Genomic DNA, 15565 nt, shown 5'->3' with positions numbered 1-15565 from the left:
GCGCTGCCGCGCCGGCAATCGTTTGTGGCACTGTCGCCGCTCATTTAATACAGGCGGTGTATCCGCAGTTTGTCGGCAATGTAATGTTTCGTATGCCGGGTATCAACATCGACTGGCCGAAGCCTATTCTCTATTGGTAGGGAGTCGCGTTATACGAAGGTATAGGGCGTCTTATCCTTAATCATCTGCCGACTCAATCCACAATCGAATGGCCCAATCGCCCGCTTCCGATTAATCTGCCAACAGCGTATCGACAGCCCTTCTGTCGCGCTTCTGACGATCATGGAAAAAATCGATCACATACTGGTCATCGACGACGACCGCGGCATTCTCGACCTGGTCACCAGCTATCTCGAGCGCAACGGCATGCAGGTGTCGACCGCGTGCAACGGAAGGGAGATGCATCGCTATCTGGGCCGGCATACGCCCGACCTGATCGTGCTCGACCTCGCGCTGGCCGGCGAAGACGGCCTCGCACTGTATCGTGCGCTGCGCGAAACGCATCGCGCGGTGCCGGTCGTGATGCTGACCGCGCGCAGCGATGTCACCGACCGCATCATCGGGCTGGAGATGGGCGCGGACGACTGCATCGCCAAGCCGTTCCAGACTCGCGAACTGCTCGCGCGGATTCGCGCGGTGCTGCGCCGGACCCGGATGTTGCCGCCGGATTTGCAGCCGGTCGACGACACGCCGGTGCTCCGCTTCGGCGAATGGCGTCTCGACACCACCGCGCGCCATCTGCTCGAATCCGACGACACGGTCGTCGCGCTCAGCGGCGCCGAATATCGTTTGCTGCGGGTGTTTCTGAATCACGCGCACCGCGTGTTGACGCGCGACCAGTTGCTCAACCTCACGCAGCGCCGCCACGCCGATCCGTTCGACCGCTCGATCGATCTGCTGGTGAGCCGGCTGCGCCAGAAGCTGAACGACACCGCGCGTGCGGCGCGCTACATCAAGACGTTGCGCAACGAGGGCTACATTCTGGCCGCGTCGGTCAGCGCGGTGCCGCGGCAGGCGCAGGAACGCGTCGAGCAGCCGTACGTGAGACGATCGCGCGCGGCGTTGTCGCTGGCCGGATGTTGAACCATCTCCACTTTCCCAACGACGCGATGGCTCGCCACGATATGATCGCGGCCATCGCGACACCGGCCAACGGCGTGTTCCGCACGCATTTCGGCAAGCAGCAGAACACCAATCCACGATCGCTGGCCTAACCGTCCACCAAAGACATGCAATTTTCCGACTTCTCCTCACCCGCGTTCTTCGCCAATCCCTATCCGCTCTACGAAAAGATTCGTGCCGTCGGACCGATCCTGCCGGTCGGGCCGAATGCGTTCGTGACCGGACGCTTCGCGATCATCGACGCATTGCTGCGCGACCCGCGCATGGGCAAGACCTATCTGCAAAGCGTGGCCGCGCGCTACGGCGCGGACGCGACCGGGCAACCGGTGTTCCAGTCGTTGAACCGCACGTTGCTGATGATGAATCCGCCCGCGCATACGCGGCTGCGTGCGCTGCTGATGAAAACCTTCAACGCGCGTGGCATCGAAAAGCTGACTTCGATCGTCGAGGCGACCACGCACGAGTTGCTCGAACAGATCGGCACGCGCGCCGAGTTCGATCTGGTCGGCGATTTCGCATTGCCGTTGCCAGTGCGGATCATCTGCCGGCTGCTCGACGTGCCGGTGGCCGATGCGACCGCATTGGGCGAGGCGGCCAGCCGGCTGGTGGCCGCCTTCGACCTCGCGCCGCTCGACGCAGCCGGCTTACAGGCGGCCGACGAAGCGGCGCTCACGCTCGAGCGCTACTTCCATGGCGTGATCGAACAGCGCCGCGCGCAACCGGGCGACGATCTGGTCTCCGCGATGCTGAGCGTCGAGGACGAGGGCGCGCGGCTCAGCGACGACGAAGTCGTATCGAACGCGGTGCTGCTGTTTATCGCCGGCCACGAAACGACGTCGAACATGATCGGCAACATGACGATCGCGCTGTTTCGCCATCCCGAGCAGATGGCGGCGTTGCAGCGCGACCCCGCGCTGATGCCGCGCGCGATCGCCGAATGCATGCGCTACGACGGCGCGGTGCAGATGCTGGTGCGCACCGCGTTCGAAGACATTTCACTGGGCGATGTGACGCTCGCGCGCGGCTCGGTCGTATTCATGTTGACCGGGTCGGCGAATCGCGACCCGGCCGCGTTCACCGACCCGGAAACGCTGGACTTCGCGCGCCACGCAAGCACGCCTTCGGTCGCGTTCGGCGCGGGGATTCACTATTGCCTCGGCGCACGGCTCGCCGCGCTCGAACTCGAGGTCGCGATGCGCGCGCTGCTCACGCGCTTCCCGGCGATGAGTCCGGTGGATCTGGAGGGATTGAGCTGGCATCGGCGCAACAACCTGCGCGGCGTGACGTCATTGCGCGTGCGGACCAACGCGGGTTGAGCAAGGTGGCTGAACAACCCGCGCGGACTTGTCAGCCCAACTGCGCGACGATCGCTTTGGCCCGCTCGACGACCGGCCGGTCGACCAGTTTGCCGTCCACCGCGATCGCGCCCGCACTACCCGCAGCGATCGCGTCGAGCACGCGGCGCGCCCATGCGGATTCGGCGTCGGTCGGCAGAAAACCGCGCTTGACCCGGACGACACCGGGTCGCCCGGATTCATCACCGGTTCACGACTGTGCGGCACTGTGCGGGTCGCTTTTGCGACCGGCAGACCGGGCCGCGCGATCCCATCCGCCGCGCGCCGCCCGTTCAGTGCCCCTCAGTGCCCGCTCAGTACCCCTCAGTGCCCCGCATAAATCGACTGCTGCCGCAGCGCGGTAAGCACCGGCGCACCCGCCTGCGAACTGCCCGTCAGCGCGACGCCGCCGACCGCCGCCGCGCCGGCTGCCGTGTTCGTGCCCGCTCCCTGCGCGACGATCGCCTCCGCGTGCTGAATGTCGTTCGGATAGTCGTAAGCGGTGGCCGACGGACGATACCCGGCCTGCTCCAGTCGCACGAAGTCGGCGACCACCTGCGCATGCGTAACGGGTGCGTCGGCGCTCTGAGCGAATGCGGCGACCGGCGCGGCCAATGCGCATGCAACGAGCAAAGTCGAAACGAGTGCTTTCATGTTGTTCACCTATCAGTCAATGGCCGCCGCATCCGGAAGTGATGCCGCCTGAGCCGCCCTTAGCTTCGATCGCGAAGGTTGACTGCAGTCTGGCCTCCGGGCGCTGACCCGAAGCTGACCCGCGGGTTACGACTTTGTTATCTGCGCCGGCCCATCGCACGCGGAGCGCGGCAGCCGCGCGCACAGATGACAAATTCGTAATGTCGAGGTCAGCCGCGGGTAAGCGCGCGCTGCCGATACTGGCGCCATTGCCGCTTCAATCCGGACACGCCCATGTGGATCGTCAAACTGGCCCTCAGACGGCCGTACACGTTCATCGTGCTCGCCGTGCTGCTCTTCATCCTCGGGCCGCTTGCGATCCTGCGCACGCCCACCGACATCTTTCCGAACATCGACATCCCCGTGGTCAGCATCGTCTGGACCTACAACGGCTTTTCCGCCGAGGACATGGCGCACCGCATCACGTCGAGTTACGAGCGCGCACTGACCTCCGACGTCGACGACATCGAGCACATCGAATCGCAATCGCTGAACGGCGTGGCGGTCGTGAAGGTGTTCTTCCATCCGGGCGCGGACATCAACCGCGCGATCGCCGAGGCAGCGTCGAACTCCGCGTCGATTCTGCGCATCCTGCCGCCGGGCACGTTACCGCCGAACATCATCACGTACAACGCGTCGACGGTGCCGGTGCTGCAGTTGGGACTGTCCAGCGCGACGCTTCCCGAGCAGTCGCTTTACGATCTCGGCAACAGCTTCATCCGGACCCAGCTCGCCACCGTGCAGGGAGCGGCGGTGCCGCTGCCCTACGGCGGCAAGATCCGCCAGATCATGGTGCAGCTCGACCCGAAGGCGCTGCAGGCGAAGGGCCTCACACCCGCCGACGTGGTGAACGCCGTCAATGCGCAGAACCTGATCCTGCCCGGCGGCAGCGCCAAAATCGGCGCGCGCGAATACAACGTCGAGATGAACGGCAGCACCCGCACGGTCGCCGCGCTCAACGATCTGCCGGTCAAGACGGTGAACGGCAGCGTGGTGTACCTGCGCGATGTCGCGCACGTGATCGACGGCTATGCGCCGCAGACCAATATCGTGCGCGCCGACGGCAAACGCGCGGCCCTGCTGACAGTGGAGAAAACCGGCAGCGCGTCGACGCTCACGATCATCGACCAGGTCAAGGCGAAGCTGCCGAAAATCGCCGCGGGCCTGCCGGGCGCGCTCAGGATCACGCCGCTGTCCGATCAATCCGTGTTCGTCAAGTCGGCGATCACGGGCGTCGTGCGCGAGGCGCTGATCGCCGCCTGCCTGACGGCCGCGATGATCCTGCTGTTTCTCGGCAGCTGGCGCGCCACGCTGATCATCGCGGTGACGATCCCGCTCGCCGTGCTCACGTCGTTGATCGCGCTGGCGGCGCTCGGCCAGACGATCAATATCATGACGCTCGGCGGCCTCGCGCTGGCAGTCGGGATACTCGTCGACGACGCGACGGTCGCGATCGAAAACATCACCCATCATCTGGAGCGCGGCGCCGCGCTGCACGACGCGATCCTGAACGGCTCCGGAGAAATCGCGCTGCCGACGTTCGTGTCAACGCTCGCGATCTGCGTCGTGTTCCTGCCGATGTTCCTGCTCTCGGGCGTCGCGCGTTACCTGTTCGTGCCGCTCGCCGAAGCGGTGGTCTTCGCGATGGGCGCGTCGTACCTGTTCTCGCGCACGCTGATCCCCACACTCGCGATGTACCTGCTTCGCACGCGCGAATCCGGCGCGCGGCCCGCCGGCGGCATCGGCGGCATCGGCGCCGCGCTCACCCGCTTTCAGGCGCACTTCGAACGGCGCTTCGAGACGCTGCGCGACAGATATCAGCGGCTGCTTCGGGCGGCTCTCGCGCAGCGCGGGCGCTTCGTCGTGCTGTGGCTCGCGCTGTGTGCCGGTTCGCTCGTGCTGGTGCCGTTCACGGGCCGCGACTTCTTCCCCGCGGTCGATACCGGCGAAATCCGCCTGCATCTGCGCGCCCCGACCGGCACGCGGATCGAGGAAACCGCCCGTCTCACCGACGAGGTCGAGGCAAAAATACGCGCTGTGATTCCAGCTGCCGAACAGCGCGCGCTGCTCGACAACATCGGCGTGCCGGTGAGCGGCATCAATCTCACCTACGACTCCGCGCAGCCGATCGGCTCGGCGGACGCCGACATCCTGGTCACGCTCGCAGCGAAGCACGCGCCGACCGCGCAATACGTAGCCCGGCTACGCAACGTGCTCAATGCGTCGTTTCCGGGCGTGACGTTCGCCTTCCTGCCCGCCGATATCGTCAGCCAGATCCTGAACTTCGGCCAGCCCGCGCCGATCGACGTGCAGGTCGTCGGCAATCGACTCGCGCAAAACCGGCTGGTCGCGAACCGTCTGCTCGAGCAGCTGCGCGGCGTGCGCGGCCTCGTCGATGCGCGCATCCAGCAGCCCGGCGACGAACCGACGCTTAACCTCGACGTCGATCGCACGAGGGCGTTGCAGGCGGGCCTGACCCAGCACGACGTCGCGCAAAACCTGCTGATCGCGCTGTCGGGCAGTTCGCAGACCACGCCGAATTTCTGGCTCGATCCGGCCAACGGCGTCAGCTATCCGCTCGTCACCGAAGTGCCGCAATACGACCTCCACTCGCTGCAAACGCTGGCCAATCTGCCGTTGACGACGCAAGCGGTCACGGGCTCCGCGCCCAGCCAGCTCGGCACGCTCGGTACGGTCTCGCGCGGCTCGCAGCAGGCGGTGGTGTCGCACTACAACGTGCAGCCCGTACTCGACATCTACGCATCGACGCAAGGACGCGACCTGGGCGGCGTCGCCGCGGATGTGAGCCGGCTCGTCGACGCGGCGCGCGCGCAACTGCCGCCTGGTTCGTCGATCGTGATCCGCGGCCAGGTGCAGTCGATGAACACGTCGTTCGATGGGCTCGCCGCGGGGCTGGCCTTCGCGATCGCGCTGGTTTACCTGCTGATGGTCGTCAATTTCCAGTCGTGGCTCGATCCGCTGATCATCGTCAGCGCTCTGCCTGGCTCGCTGGCCGGCGTCGCGTGGATGCTGTTCGTCACGCAGACCACGCTCAGTGTGCCGGCGCTCACCGGCACGATCCTGTGCATGGGCATTGCGACGGCTAACAGCATTCTCGTCGTGACCTCCGCGCGGGAGTCGCTCGACGCCGGCAGCGCGCCGCTCGCCGCCGCGCTCGACGCGGGCGTCAAACGCTTCCGGCCGGTGCTGATGACCGCGCTCGCGATGCTGATCGGCATGCTGCCGATGGCGCTCGGTCTCGGCGACGGCGGCGAACAGAATGCGCCGCTCGGACGCGCGGTGATCGGTGGCCTCGCGATCGGCACCGTCGCCACGCTCGTGTTCGTGCCGGTCGTCTCCGGCCTCGTGCACGGCTGGCTCGCGAAGCGCCGCGCCGCGCGCGCGGCCGACGATCGCGCGCGGGTTGGCCAACCCACCTCCGTTGAATAAGGATTCCCGATGAACCGCTCCCGCACCGCACTCGCCGGCGGCCTCGCATGCGCCGCGGCCGCTCTGCTCGCCGTTGGCATCGTGCCGCGGCTCGAAGCCCGCACCGCGCAGACGCAGCAACTCGCCGCGCAACGCGAGATCGTCGTCGCCACGGTCGCGCCAACGCGCGCGCCCGCGACACAGGACCTGCTGCTGCCCGGTTCGGTCTCGGCGTGGGCCGATGCGCCGATCTATGCGCGCACCAGCGGCTATGTGCAGCACTGGTCCGCCGATATCGGCGCGCACGTCAAGGCCGGCCAGAGCCTCGCGCGTATCGACGCGCCGGAACTCGACGCGCAACTTCAGCAGGCGCGCGCCGACGCGGCCACCGCCGAGGCGAACTATCGCTTTGCCAGCAGCACCGCGCAGCGCTGGCAGACGATGCTGCAAAGCCAGTCGGTATCCGAGCAGGACGCGCAGGCGAAGAGCAGCGACGCGGCCGCCAGGCTCGCCGCGCTCGACGCGGCGCGGGCCAACGTCGCACGGCTGCAGGAACTCGTGTCGTACCAGAATCTGACGGCCCCGTTCGACGGCGTGGTTACCGCGCGCAACGTGCAGGTCGGCGCGCTCGTGACCGCGGGCGGTGCGCCCGGCCTTGCGGCGCCGACCGGTGAGCTGTTTCATGTCGCGCAGACCGATCGACTGCGCGTATACGTCGACGTACCGCAGGACGACGCCGGTCTGGTCACGCCCGACACCAGCGCATGGTTGACGACGCCGCAATATCCGGGGCGCCGCTTCGAGGCGAGCGTCGCGCGTAATGCCAACGCGCTCGACCCGGCGAGCCGCACGCTACGCGTGGAACTGGACCTCGACAATCGCGACGGCGCGCTGTTGCCCGGCGCGTACGCGCAAGTGCATCTCGCGCTCACCGCGCGCTCGCCCGCGCTCGAACTACCGGTGAGCGCGCTGCTGTTTCGCCCGGACGGCGTCACCATCGCGCTGGTGGATGCGCAGCACGAGGTGCGCTTGCGCACGGTGACGATCGGCCGCGACTTCGGCACCTACGTGGAAATCGCCAGCGGGCTCGCGGCGGGCGATCAGGTGATCGACAACCCGGGCGACGCACTCGCCGCCGGCCAGCGCGTACGCGTGGCGGCGGCCGGCGCGAGCCCAGCGAAAGCATCGTGAGGTTCATCGTGTGCGCCATTTCCGCCGTACTCCGAACCATCGTCGCCGCCAGCGCGGTAACCGCGTTGGCGGCCTGCTCGACGTTGCCGCCATACAGCGCGCCGTCGCTCGACGTACCCGCGCACTACGCGAGCCCGGACGCGAGCCCCGGCTGGAGCGTCGCCGCGCCGGCCGACGCGAACGCGCGCGGCCCCTGGTGGACCGTGTTCGGCGACCCTCAGCTCGATCAACTCGAAGCCCGCGTGGACATATCGAACCAGACCGTCCGCGAGGCAGTGGCCAATCTCGCCGCGGCTCGCGCGCTGATCGGCTATCAGAGCGCAGGGTATGCGCCGAGCGTGTCGGCCGGCGTGGCGGCGCAGCGCTACCGCACCTCGCAGAATCTGCAGGACCGCTCGGTCGCGGGCAAAACGATTCCCGACTTTGCGACCGGCGTGACCGCCAGCTGGGAACCCGACCTGTTTGGACGCGTGCGCAACGCGACCGCCGAAGCGCGCGCGAATGCGCAGGCGAGCGCGGCGGACCTCGAATCGGTGCGTCTGTCGGTCACGAGCCAGCTTGCTACGGACTACTTCGCGTTACGCTCGGTCGATCGCCAGAAGCAACTGCTCGACGATACCGTGGACGCGTATCGCGCCGCGCTGCGCATCGTGCAGCAGCAATTCGACGATGGCGCGGTCGACGCCTCCGCGGTCGCCCAGGCCCGCACCCAGCTCGAAAGCACGAGCACCCAGGCCAGCGACCTCGACGTGCAGCGCGCGCAACTGCAGCATGCGATCGCCACGCTGATCGGCGTGCCCGCTTCGACCTTCACGCTGGCCGCGCGCGCCGAGCCCGCGATGGTGCCCACTGTTCCCGCGGGCGTGCCGTCGGCGCTGCTCGAACGGCGCCCCGACATCGCCGCCGCCGAGCGCCGCGTGGCGGCGGCCAACGCGCGGATCGGCGAAGCGCGCGCCGCGTTCTATCCGGATCTCACGCTGTCGGCAAGCGCTGGCCTCGAAAGCACGTTCTTCGCGCCCTGGCTGAGCGCGCCGAGCCTGTTCTGGTCGCTCGGTTCGCAACTGGCGGGCACGCTGTTCGACGGCGGCCGCCACGCCGCGTCGCTGAAAGGCGCGAACGCGCAATACGACGCGGCCGTCGCCGCTTACCGGCAAACCGTGCTGGTCGCGTTCCAGCAGGTCGAAGACGAGCTGAGCGCGCTCGCGACGCTGGCCGGCGAAGCGCAGACCCAGCAGCGCGCGAGCGCCGCCGCGCAGTTGTCGCTGACGCTCACGACCAATCGCTATCGGGCGGGCGCGGTGAGCTATCTGGACGTGGTGACCGCCCAAACCATCGCGCTCGATAACCGGCGCACCGACGAACAGATCGCGGCGCGCCGACTCGCCGCGAGCGTGAGCCTGCTGCAGGCGCTCGGCGGCGGCTGGGCGCGCGCGTCGCTCGAGGCTCCGGTTGCTGCGGCTACGGCTGCTCCGGCTGCGCCGGTTACGGCCGCGCGAACCTCAGGATGAAGCGGGTCCCCGTTGCGTCGCTCTCGGCGCGCGCGGAGCCGCCGTGCAGCGCCATGATGGTGCGCACGATCGCGAGTCCGAGGCCGGCCGAAGCGCCCGCGCGCGCTTCGTTGTGGCGCGATGCATCGGCGCGATAAAAGCGGTCGAAAATGCGTTCGAGCAACGCCGGATCGATCGGCGGGCCCGGGTTGAAAACACTCAGCTCGAGCGCCGCCGGGGTTTGCTCGACACTCAACACGATCGCGCCGCCGCGCGGTGTATAGCGCAGCGCATTGGCGAGCAGATTGCTGAGCGCGCGCCGGACCAGTTCCTTGTCCGCGCGCAGCCGCCCTTCGCCCTGCACGCGAATCGTCACGCCCGCGTCGTCTGCCAGACCTTCGAAATAGTCGGCGATCTGACCGAGAGCCGCGTGGGCATCGAACTCCTCGAGCGTGGTGAGAAACTGCGGATGCTCGGCGCGCGCGAGAAAAATCACGCTCTCGATCATGCGCGAAAGCCGGTCGCATTCCTCCAGATTCGATTCGAGCAGCGCCTCGTATTCGGCGGGACTGCGCGGGCGCACGAGCGCGACTTCGGTCGCGCCGCGCAGGTTGCCGAGCGGGGTGCGCATATCGTGAGCGAGGTCGGCGGTGTACTGCGACATCCGCTCGAAGCCGCCGTGCAGGCGTTCGAGCATCGCGTTGAGCGCCGTCGCCAGCTCGACCAGTTCGCTCGGCGCGCGCTTCATTTCGATCGGCGTGCCGAGCCGGTCGACCGTGATCGTCGCGGCGCTGGCCGCGATCTCGCGCAGCGGGCGCAGCGCCGCGCGCACCAGCAGCCAACTCATCAGGAACGCCAGCAGCATGCCGGCGAAGCCGAAACCGTAGAGCCGCTCGCGGTAGCGGTCGAGCAGCAGCCAGCGGTCGGTCATGTCGCGCGCGATCACGATGGTGACCGGCGTGCCGTCGGTGAGCGCGGCTTCGGTCGCGAGTCCGCGCACCGGCACGCCGCGCGCGCTGCGCCACCCGACGACGTCGGCCTCGGCGATCCGCTGCGCCGGCCCGAGACGGCGCGCGAGCGGCGTTTGCGGAAAGGCCGGATCGGCGATGCCGGCCGTGTTGTGCTCGATCAGTTGCGCGCCGTTCGCGCCGAGTACCGCCATCGACAGCGCGCTATGGCCGAGCACCTGACTGGTCAGCCGGTCGGCGTGCTCACGCACGTCCTGCTCGTCGTGCAACTCCTCGGCGAGGCGCCGCGTATGCCGGGCGATCAGCACGATGTCGAGATCGTCCTGCTGTTTGACCTCGCGATCGAGCGTGAAATAAAGCGTGCTGCCGACCAACGCGAACACGGCGAGCGTGGTGCCGGCGAAACTGAGCGCAAGCCCGGTGGTCAGCGAGCGCAGCGCGATGCGCGCCATCAGAGGGAATCCTTGATTTCGGCGACATAGCCGACGCCGCGCACCGTATGGATCAGCTTGACGTCGAAGCCGTCGTCGACTTTCGCGCGCAGCCGGCGGATCGCGACTTCGACGACGTTGGTGTCGCTGTCGAAGTTCATGTCCCATACGTAGGACGCGATTTGCGTGCGCGTCAGCACTTCGCCCTGCCGGCGCACCAGTAGTTGCAGCAGCGAGAATTCCTTCGGCGTGAGGTCGATGCGCGTCGCGCCGCGCTTCACGCGGCGCCTCGTGACATCCACTTCGAGCTCGCCGAGCGACAGCAGATCGCTCTCGCGCGGCGGCCCACGGCGGGCCAGCGTGCGGACCCGCGCCAGCAGTTCGACGAACGCGAAGGGCTTGACCAGGTAGTCGTCGCCGCCCAGTTCGAGGCCTTTGACGCGGTCGCTGATGTCATCGCGCGCGGTCAGGAACAGCACCGGGGTGGCGTGCGTCGCGCGCAGCGCCTTGAGCACCGCCCAGCCGTCCATTGCGGGCAGCATCACGTCCAGCACGATCACGTCGTACGCGACTTCTTTGGCGAGCAGCAAACCTTCGGCGCCGTCCGCGGCGACGTCTACCGTGTAGCCGGATTCTTCAAAACCCTTCTTCAGGTACGCGCCGGTTTTCGGCTCGTCTTCGATCACGAGAATGCGCATTGTCGTTCTGTTGGCAGTCAGTCCGGCTCAATTGTATGCGCTCGCCTGCCCGCGGCAGGCCGCGCTGTGCGCCCGGAACGCGCTCTTCGTCGATCATGTAGATAAATCATGAATTAATACTAATTATTCGGTTGAAACATGGATTGAGGTCGGTAGTATGCGGGTTATCCCGAATTTTTGGCCTCCACACCATGGCTTCGTCGTCTTTCGCCGCGCCCCGCCCGCTCAAGCTCGCAGTCGTCACCGTTCTCGTCGGCATCGGCGCCGGATTAGCCGGCATGACGCTCGCATTGCTGCTCCACGCGATCCAGCACCTCGCGTTCGGCTACGGCGCCGGCGACAGTTTCCTCCAGGGCGTCAGCGACGCTTCCGCTTCGCGTCGCGTGCTCGCCCTATGCTTGTGGCCGGCGCGGGTTGGGCGACGCTGTATCGATTCGGCCAACCGCTGATCAGTGTTCGCAAGGCGGTCGCGTCCGCCGATCCGCGCATGCCGGTGCTCAGCACCATCGCCCACGCTCTTTTGCAGATCGTCACGGTCGCGCTGGGCTCGCCGCTCGGTCGCGAAGTCGCGCCGCGCGAAGCCGGCGCGCTGCTGGCGGGCCGAATCGCGCATTGCGCAGGTCTGTCCCGCGACGAGTGCCGGCTGCTCGTCGCCTGTGGCGCCGGCGCGGGTCTCGCCGCCGTCTACAACGTGCCGCTCGGCGGAGCGGTATTCGTGCTCGAAGTGCTGCTCGGCTCGTTCGCGCCGCGCGCGATGGTCGCCGCGCTGGTCACGTCGACGCTCGCCGCGGTGGTCGCGTGGGCCGGGCTCGGCAACCAGCAGCAATACGTGGTGCCCGCGTTCAGCGGCAGCTCCGCGTTGTTGGGATGGGCGGCGCTGTGCGGCCCGCTGTTCGGCCTCGCCGCCTGGCTGTTCGTCCGGCTAACCTCCGCCGCGCGGGCCCGCGCGCCGCGAGGCGTCGAGTTGCTCGGCCTGTCGGTCGTCAATTTCGCGGCGATCGGCCTGCTGGTGGTCTGGTTTCCACAATTGGCCGGGAACGGCAAGGGGGCGGCCGCGCTGTCGTTCGGCGGGCATCTGGGCACCGGACTCGCCGTTACGCTGCTGGTTCTGAAAGTCGCGATCGAAGCGGCGACGTTGCGCGCCGGTGCCGAAGGCGGCCTCCTGACGCCGGGACTGACGAACGGGGCGCTGCTCGCGATCGTGCTGGCGAGCGCGTGGAACGGCGTGTTGCCCGGCGTTGCGCCCGCTGCCTGTGCACTGATCGGGGCCGGTGCGTTCCTCGCCGCATCGATGCAGATGCCGCTTACCGCTGTCGTGCTGATCGTGGAGTTCACCCATGCGAGTCACGATCTGCTGTTTCCGCTGTTGCTCGCGGTGGCGGGATCGGTGGCGACGTTCCGGGCGATCCCGGCGCTGTTGGCGCTGCGCGTGAAGGCACCGTCGTCCGAAGCCGCGGCGGTCGCCGACGCCACCGTCACCGCTTCCGTCACCGAGCGAGTGAACTCCTGACGCGGGTCGGGTCGTGCATGCCGTCGCGCATGCCGCAATCCCGGCACCCCGGCAGCAGCGGTGTCGATTTTCCTCAGGACTTCTGCCGATCGCCGCGCATCTGCTAATTTAAAGTGGCGTCGCGCTCTCGCCCGCAAGACCTGCGCGCGCCCCGTTGCGAGTCCCGTTGACCTTAACGAAAGGAGATGTTGATGAGCGCGATGATGAAAGCTGCCGTATTCATCGAACCCGGCCGCATCGAACTGACGGATAAACCATTGCCCGACGTGGGCGCGAACGATGCGCTGGTGCGCATCACGACCACCACGATCTGCGGCACCGACGTGCACATTCTGAAAGGCGAATACCCGGTCGCCAAAGGCCTGACGGTCGGCCACGAGCCGGTCGGCGTGATCGAAAAGCTCGGCAGCGCGGTGAGCGGCTACGAGGAAGGCCAGCGCGTGATCGCCGGCGCGATCTGCCCGAATTTCAATTCGTACGCGGCGCAGGACGGCGTCGCTTCGCAGGACGGCAGCTATCTGATCGCCAAAGGCCAATGCGGTTGCCACGGCTACAAGGCGACCGCAGGCTGGCGTTTCGGCAATCTGATCGACGGCACCCAGGCCGAATACGTGCTGGTGCCGGACGCGCAGGCCAACCTCGCGCCGGTGCCCGACGGCCTGACCGACGAGCAGGTGCTGATGTGCCCCGACATCATGTCGACCGGTTTCAAGGGCGCGGAGAACGCGAACATCCGCATCGGCGACACGGTGGCGGTATTCGCGCAAGGACCGATCGGTCTGTGTGCGACCGCGGGCGCGCGGCTGCTGGGCGCGACCACGATTATCGCGGTCGACGGCAACGATCATCGTCTGGAGATGGCCCGCAAGATGGGCGCCGACGTCACGCTGAACTTCAAAAATTGCGATGTGGTCGACGAGATTCTCAAGCTGACCGGCGGCCGCGGCGTGGATTCGTCGATCGAGGCGCTCGGCACTCAGGGCACCTTCGAATCGGCGCTACGGATTCTGAAACCGGGCGGCACGCTGTCGAGTCTCGGCGTCTACTCGTCCGATCTGACTATTCCACTGTCGGCATTCGCGGCCGGCCTCGGCGATCACAAGATCAATACCGCGCTGTGTCCCGGCGGAAAAGAGCGGATGCGGCGTTTGATGAACGTGATCGAATCGGGCCGCGTCGATCTCGGCGCGCTGGTCACGCATCAGTACAGGCTCGACGACATCGTTACCGCTTACGAACTGTTTGCGAATCAGCGCGACGGGGTGCTGAAGGTGGCGATCAAGCCGCATTGACTGGTGCGGGAGATGTTGATGCGCGTGGCGGGGCTCCGGGGGCCGTCACGCTGCGAACTTTATGCGTGATGCCGATTGCGCTTTCGCGGACCGATATTCAGAATAGGCGCCTAAAAACGGTAGCAGAACCATAACCATGCAAAATCTCGCAGCGGTCGTTTTCGATTTCGAAACGGTACCAGCAGCGCAAGGTCATCAAATACAACCAGCTCGTCGCGAATCACACACAGGAACGTGATGCCATGACCCTTCGCAACGCCATTCCGATTCTGCGCATCTTCTCGGTCCAGACAGCTTACGAGTTCTATCTCGACTATCTGGGCTTCACGCTCGACTGGGAACACCGCTTCGCCGACGATCTACCGCTCTACGCACAGATCAAACGCGACAACGTCGTGTTCCATCTGAGCGAGCATTACGGCGACGGCACCCCCGGCTCGGCCGTGTTTCTGCCGGTCGACGATATCGATTCGCTGCATCGGGAGTTACAGGCGAAGCACTACCGATATGCGCGGCCCGGCGTGGAAACCGTCGACTGGGGACGGCAAATGCTGATCACCGATCCGTTCGGCAATCGCCTGAGTTTTTGCCAGCTTGCGCCAGAGTGAATGAGCGCTCGTTGTCGGGCCAGCGTGGGCGCAAAGTTCGGCTTGTCGATTTCAGCCCCCCGCCTCTCGCCGCTCCGCTCCCTCGCGTCGCTGCCCCGCTAGCGCTTCGGCTTGCGCCGCTTGCCTGGCACCTGCGCCGCGGGCGGCCTGCCGCAAATCAATGCAACCCCAGCCTGAACGGTCGCTCGCAGCGACTCGCGTGAATCGCCCGCGCGCGAGCGCAACGCGAGACTGTGCAACAACGCAGATGCGACTTTCGCGAGCAGCGCCGGATTCGCCGCTGCGTCGAGTTCGCCTTCTGCTTGCGCGCGTTCGAGCCGTCGCGTGAACTCGGCATCGAACGTATCGAGACCGCGCGCGAGCCTTTCGCGTACCTCGGCGTCCGCTCTCGATTCCACCGTCGCGGTGCCGATCAGGAAACAGCCACGCGGCACCTCGCCCAGCGGCAGATAAAGCGCCAGCGCGCTCTCATAGACAGCCAGCAACGCGTCGGCCAACGGGCGATCGCCATCCAGCGCGGCTTGCATCGCATTGCGGCCGAGTTCGATGTAGCGATCGAGCGTGTCCAGATAAAGCGCGTGCTTGTCGCCGAACGCGCTGTACAGACTCGGCCGGTTCATGCCGGTCGCCTCGCTCAGCGTATCGAGCGACGTGCCCGAATAACCGCTGTGCCAGAAGGCGTCGCGTGCATCGCTCAGTGCCTGATGCGAATCGTAGTTGCGAGGGCGGCCGCGTGGCCGCTTGTCATTTTTTGTACCGGTATGCATAAAAATATGTGGCGCCGTCGATTTTTGTTCACTAT

11 protein-coding genes and 1 pseudogene are annotated in these 15565 nt (G+C 66.8%); 8 read left to right on the top strand and 4 right to left on the bottom strand.

What is annotated here, in order from left to right; genetic code table 11:
* Window positions 1-282: 282 nt before the first annotated feature.
* Both LJ656_RS07560 and LJ656_RS07555 read left to right on the top strand, forming a co-directional pair.
* Window positions 283-1083 (top strand): response regulator, encoded by an 801-nt coding sequence (locus tag LJ656_RS07560; RefSeq protein WP_230508645.1) that lies wholly within the window; start codon window positions 283-285, stop codon window positions 1081-1083.
* A 146-nt stretch (window positions 1084-1229) separates the two neighbouring features.
* Window positions 1230-2438: a cytochrome P450 gene (locus LJ656_RS07555; RefSeq protein WP_230508644.1), complete on the top strand. Its 1209-nt coding sequence runs from the start codon at window positions 1230-1232 to the stop codon at window positions 2436-2438.
* Between the two features lie 342 nt (window positions 2439-2780).
* Here LJ656_RS07555 and LJ656_RS07545 read toward each other — a convergent pair whose 3' ends face one another.
* A complete protein-coding gene (locus LJ656_RS07545; RefSeq protein WP_230508643.1) occupies window positions 2781-3110 on the bottom strand; it encodes a DUF4148 domain-containing protein in 330 nt (109 codons plus the stop codon).
* Between the two features lie 273 nt (window positions 3111-3383).
* On the opposite strand from LJ656_RS07545, the gene LJ656_RS07540 reads away from it, so the two are divergent.
* From LJ656_RS07540 to LJ656_RS07530, 3 genes are read left to right on the top strand one after another with little or no spacing between them, the layout of a single operon-like run.
* Complete coding sequence (locus tag LJ656_RS07540) at window positions 3384-6599, top strand: efflux RND transporter permease subunit (RefSeq protein WP_230508642.1); 3216 nt, start codon at window positions 3384-3386, stop codon at window positions 6597-6599.
* A 9-nt stretch (window positions 6600-6608) separates the two neighbouring features.
* Entirely contained in the window at window positions 6609-7769 is a 1161-nt protein-coding gene (locus LJ656_RS07535; protein WP_230508641.1) for an efflux RND transporter periplasmic adaptor subunit, read from the top strand.
* Between the two features lie 5 nt (window positions 7770-7774).
* Window positions 7775-9277, top strand: coding sequence for an efflux transporter outer membrane subunit (locus LJ656_RS07530; protein ID WP_425605911.1), 1503 nt, complete (start codon window positions 7775-7777; stop codon window positions 9275-9277).
* Here LJ656_RS07530 and LJ656_RS07525 read toward each other — a convergent pair.
* Both LJ656_RS07525 and LJ656_RS07520 read right to left on the bottom strand, forming a co-directional pair.
* Complete coding sequence (locus LJ656_RS07525) at window positions 9252-10667, bottom strand: heavy metal sensor histidine kinase (RefSeq protein ID WP_230508866.1); 1416 nt, start codon at window positions 10665-10667, stop codon at window positions 9252-9254. The two genes, LJ656_RS07530 and LJ656_RS07525, sit on opposite strands and share 26 nt — an antisense overlap.
* 8 nt (window positions 10668-10675) lie before the next feature.
* On the bottom strand, window positions 10676-11353 hold the full coding sequence (locus LJ656_RS07520) for a heavy metal response regulator transcription factor (protein WP_230508639.1): 678 nt from the start codon (window positions 11351-11353) through the stop codon (window positions 10676-10678).
* 191 nt (window positions 11354-11544) lie between these two features.
* On the opposite strand from LJ656_RS07520, the pseudogene LJ656_RS07515 reads away from it, so the two are divergent.
* The 3 genes and pseudogenes from LJ656_RS07515 (at window position 11545) to LJ656_RS07505 (ending at window position 14763) form a co-directional block, all read left to right on the top strand.
* A pseudogene (locus LJ656_RS07515) lies at window positions 11545-12863 on the top strand (chloride channel protein).
* Window positions 12864-13054: 191 nt separating this feature from the next.
* Window positions 13055-14155: an NAD(P)-dependent alcohol dehydrogenase gene (locus LJ656_RS07510; RefSeq protein WP_230508638.1), complete on the top strand. Its 1101-nt coding sequence runs from the start codon at window positions 13055-13057 to the stop codon at window positions 14153-14155.
* Between the two features lie 194 nt (window positions 14156-14349).
* Window positions 14350-14763: a glyoxalase superfamily protein gene (locus tag LJ656_RS07505; RefSeq protein ID WP_329958836.1), complete on the top strand. Its 414-nt coding sequence runs from the start codon at window positions 14350-14352 to the stop codon at window positions 14761-14763.
* Window positions 14764-14861: 98 nt separating this feature from the next.
* Here the strand turns inward: LJ656_RS07505 and LJ656_RS07500 are convergent, their stop codons facing one another.
* Window positions 14862-15530 (bottom strand): TetR/AcrR family transcriptional regulator, encoded by a 669-nt coding sequence (locus LJ656_RS07500; RefSeq protein WP_230508636.1) that lies wholly within the window; start codon window positions 15528-15530, stop codon window positions 14862-14864.
* Between the last annotated feature and the right edge of the window lie 35 nt (window positions 15531-15565).

Source organism: Paraburkholderia sejongensis, from assembly GCF_020880815.1.
In the GTDB taxonomy this organism is placed as follows: domain Bacteria; phylum Pseudomonadota; class Gammaproteobacteria; order Burkholderiales; family Burkholderiaceae; genus Paraburkholderia; species Paraburkholderia sejongensis.
The sequence above is the reverse complement of the archived record's forward strand: the minus strand, read 5'-3'. Positions and strand labels throughout refer to the sequence as shown.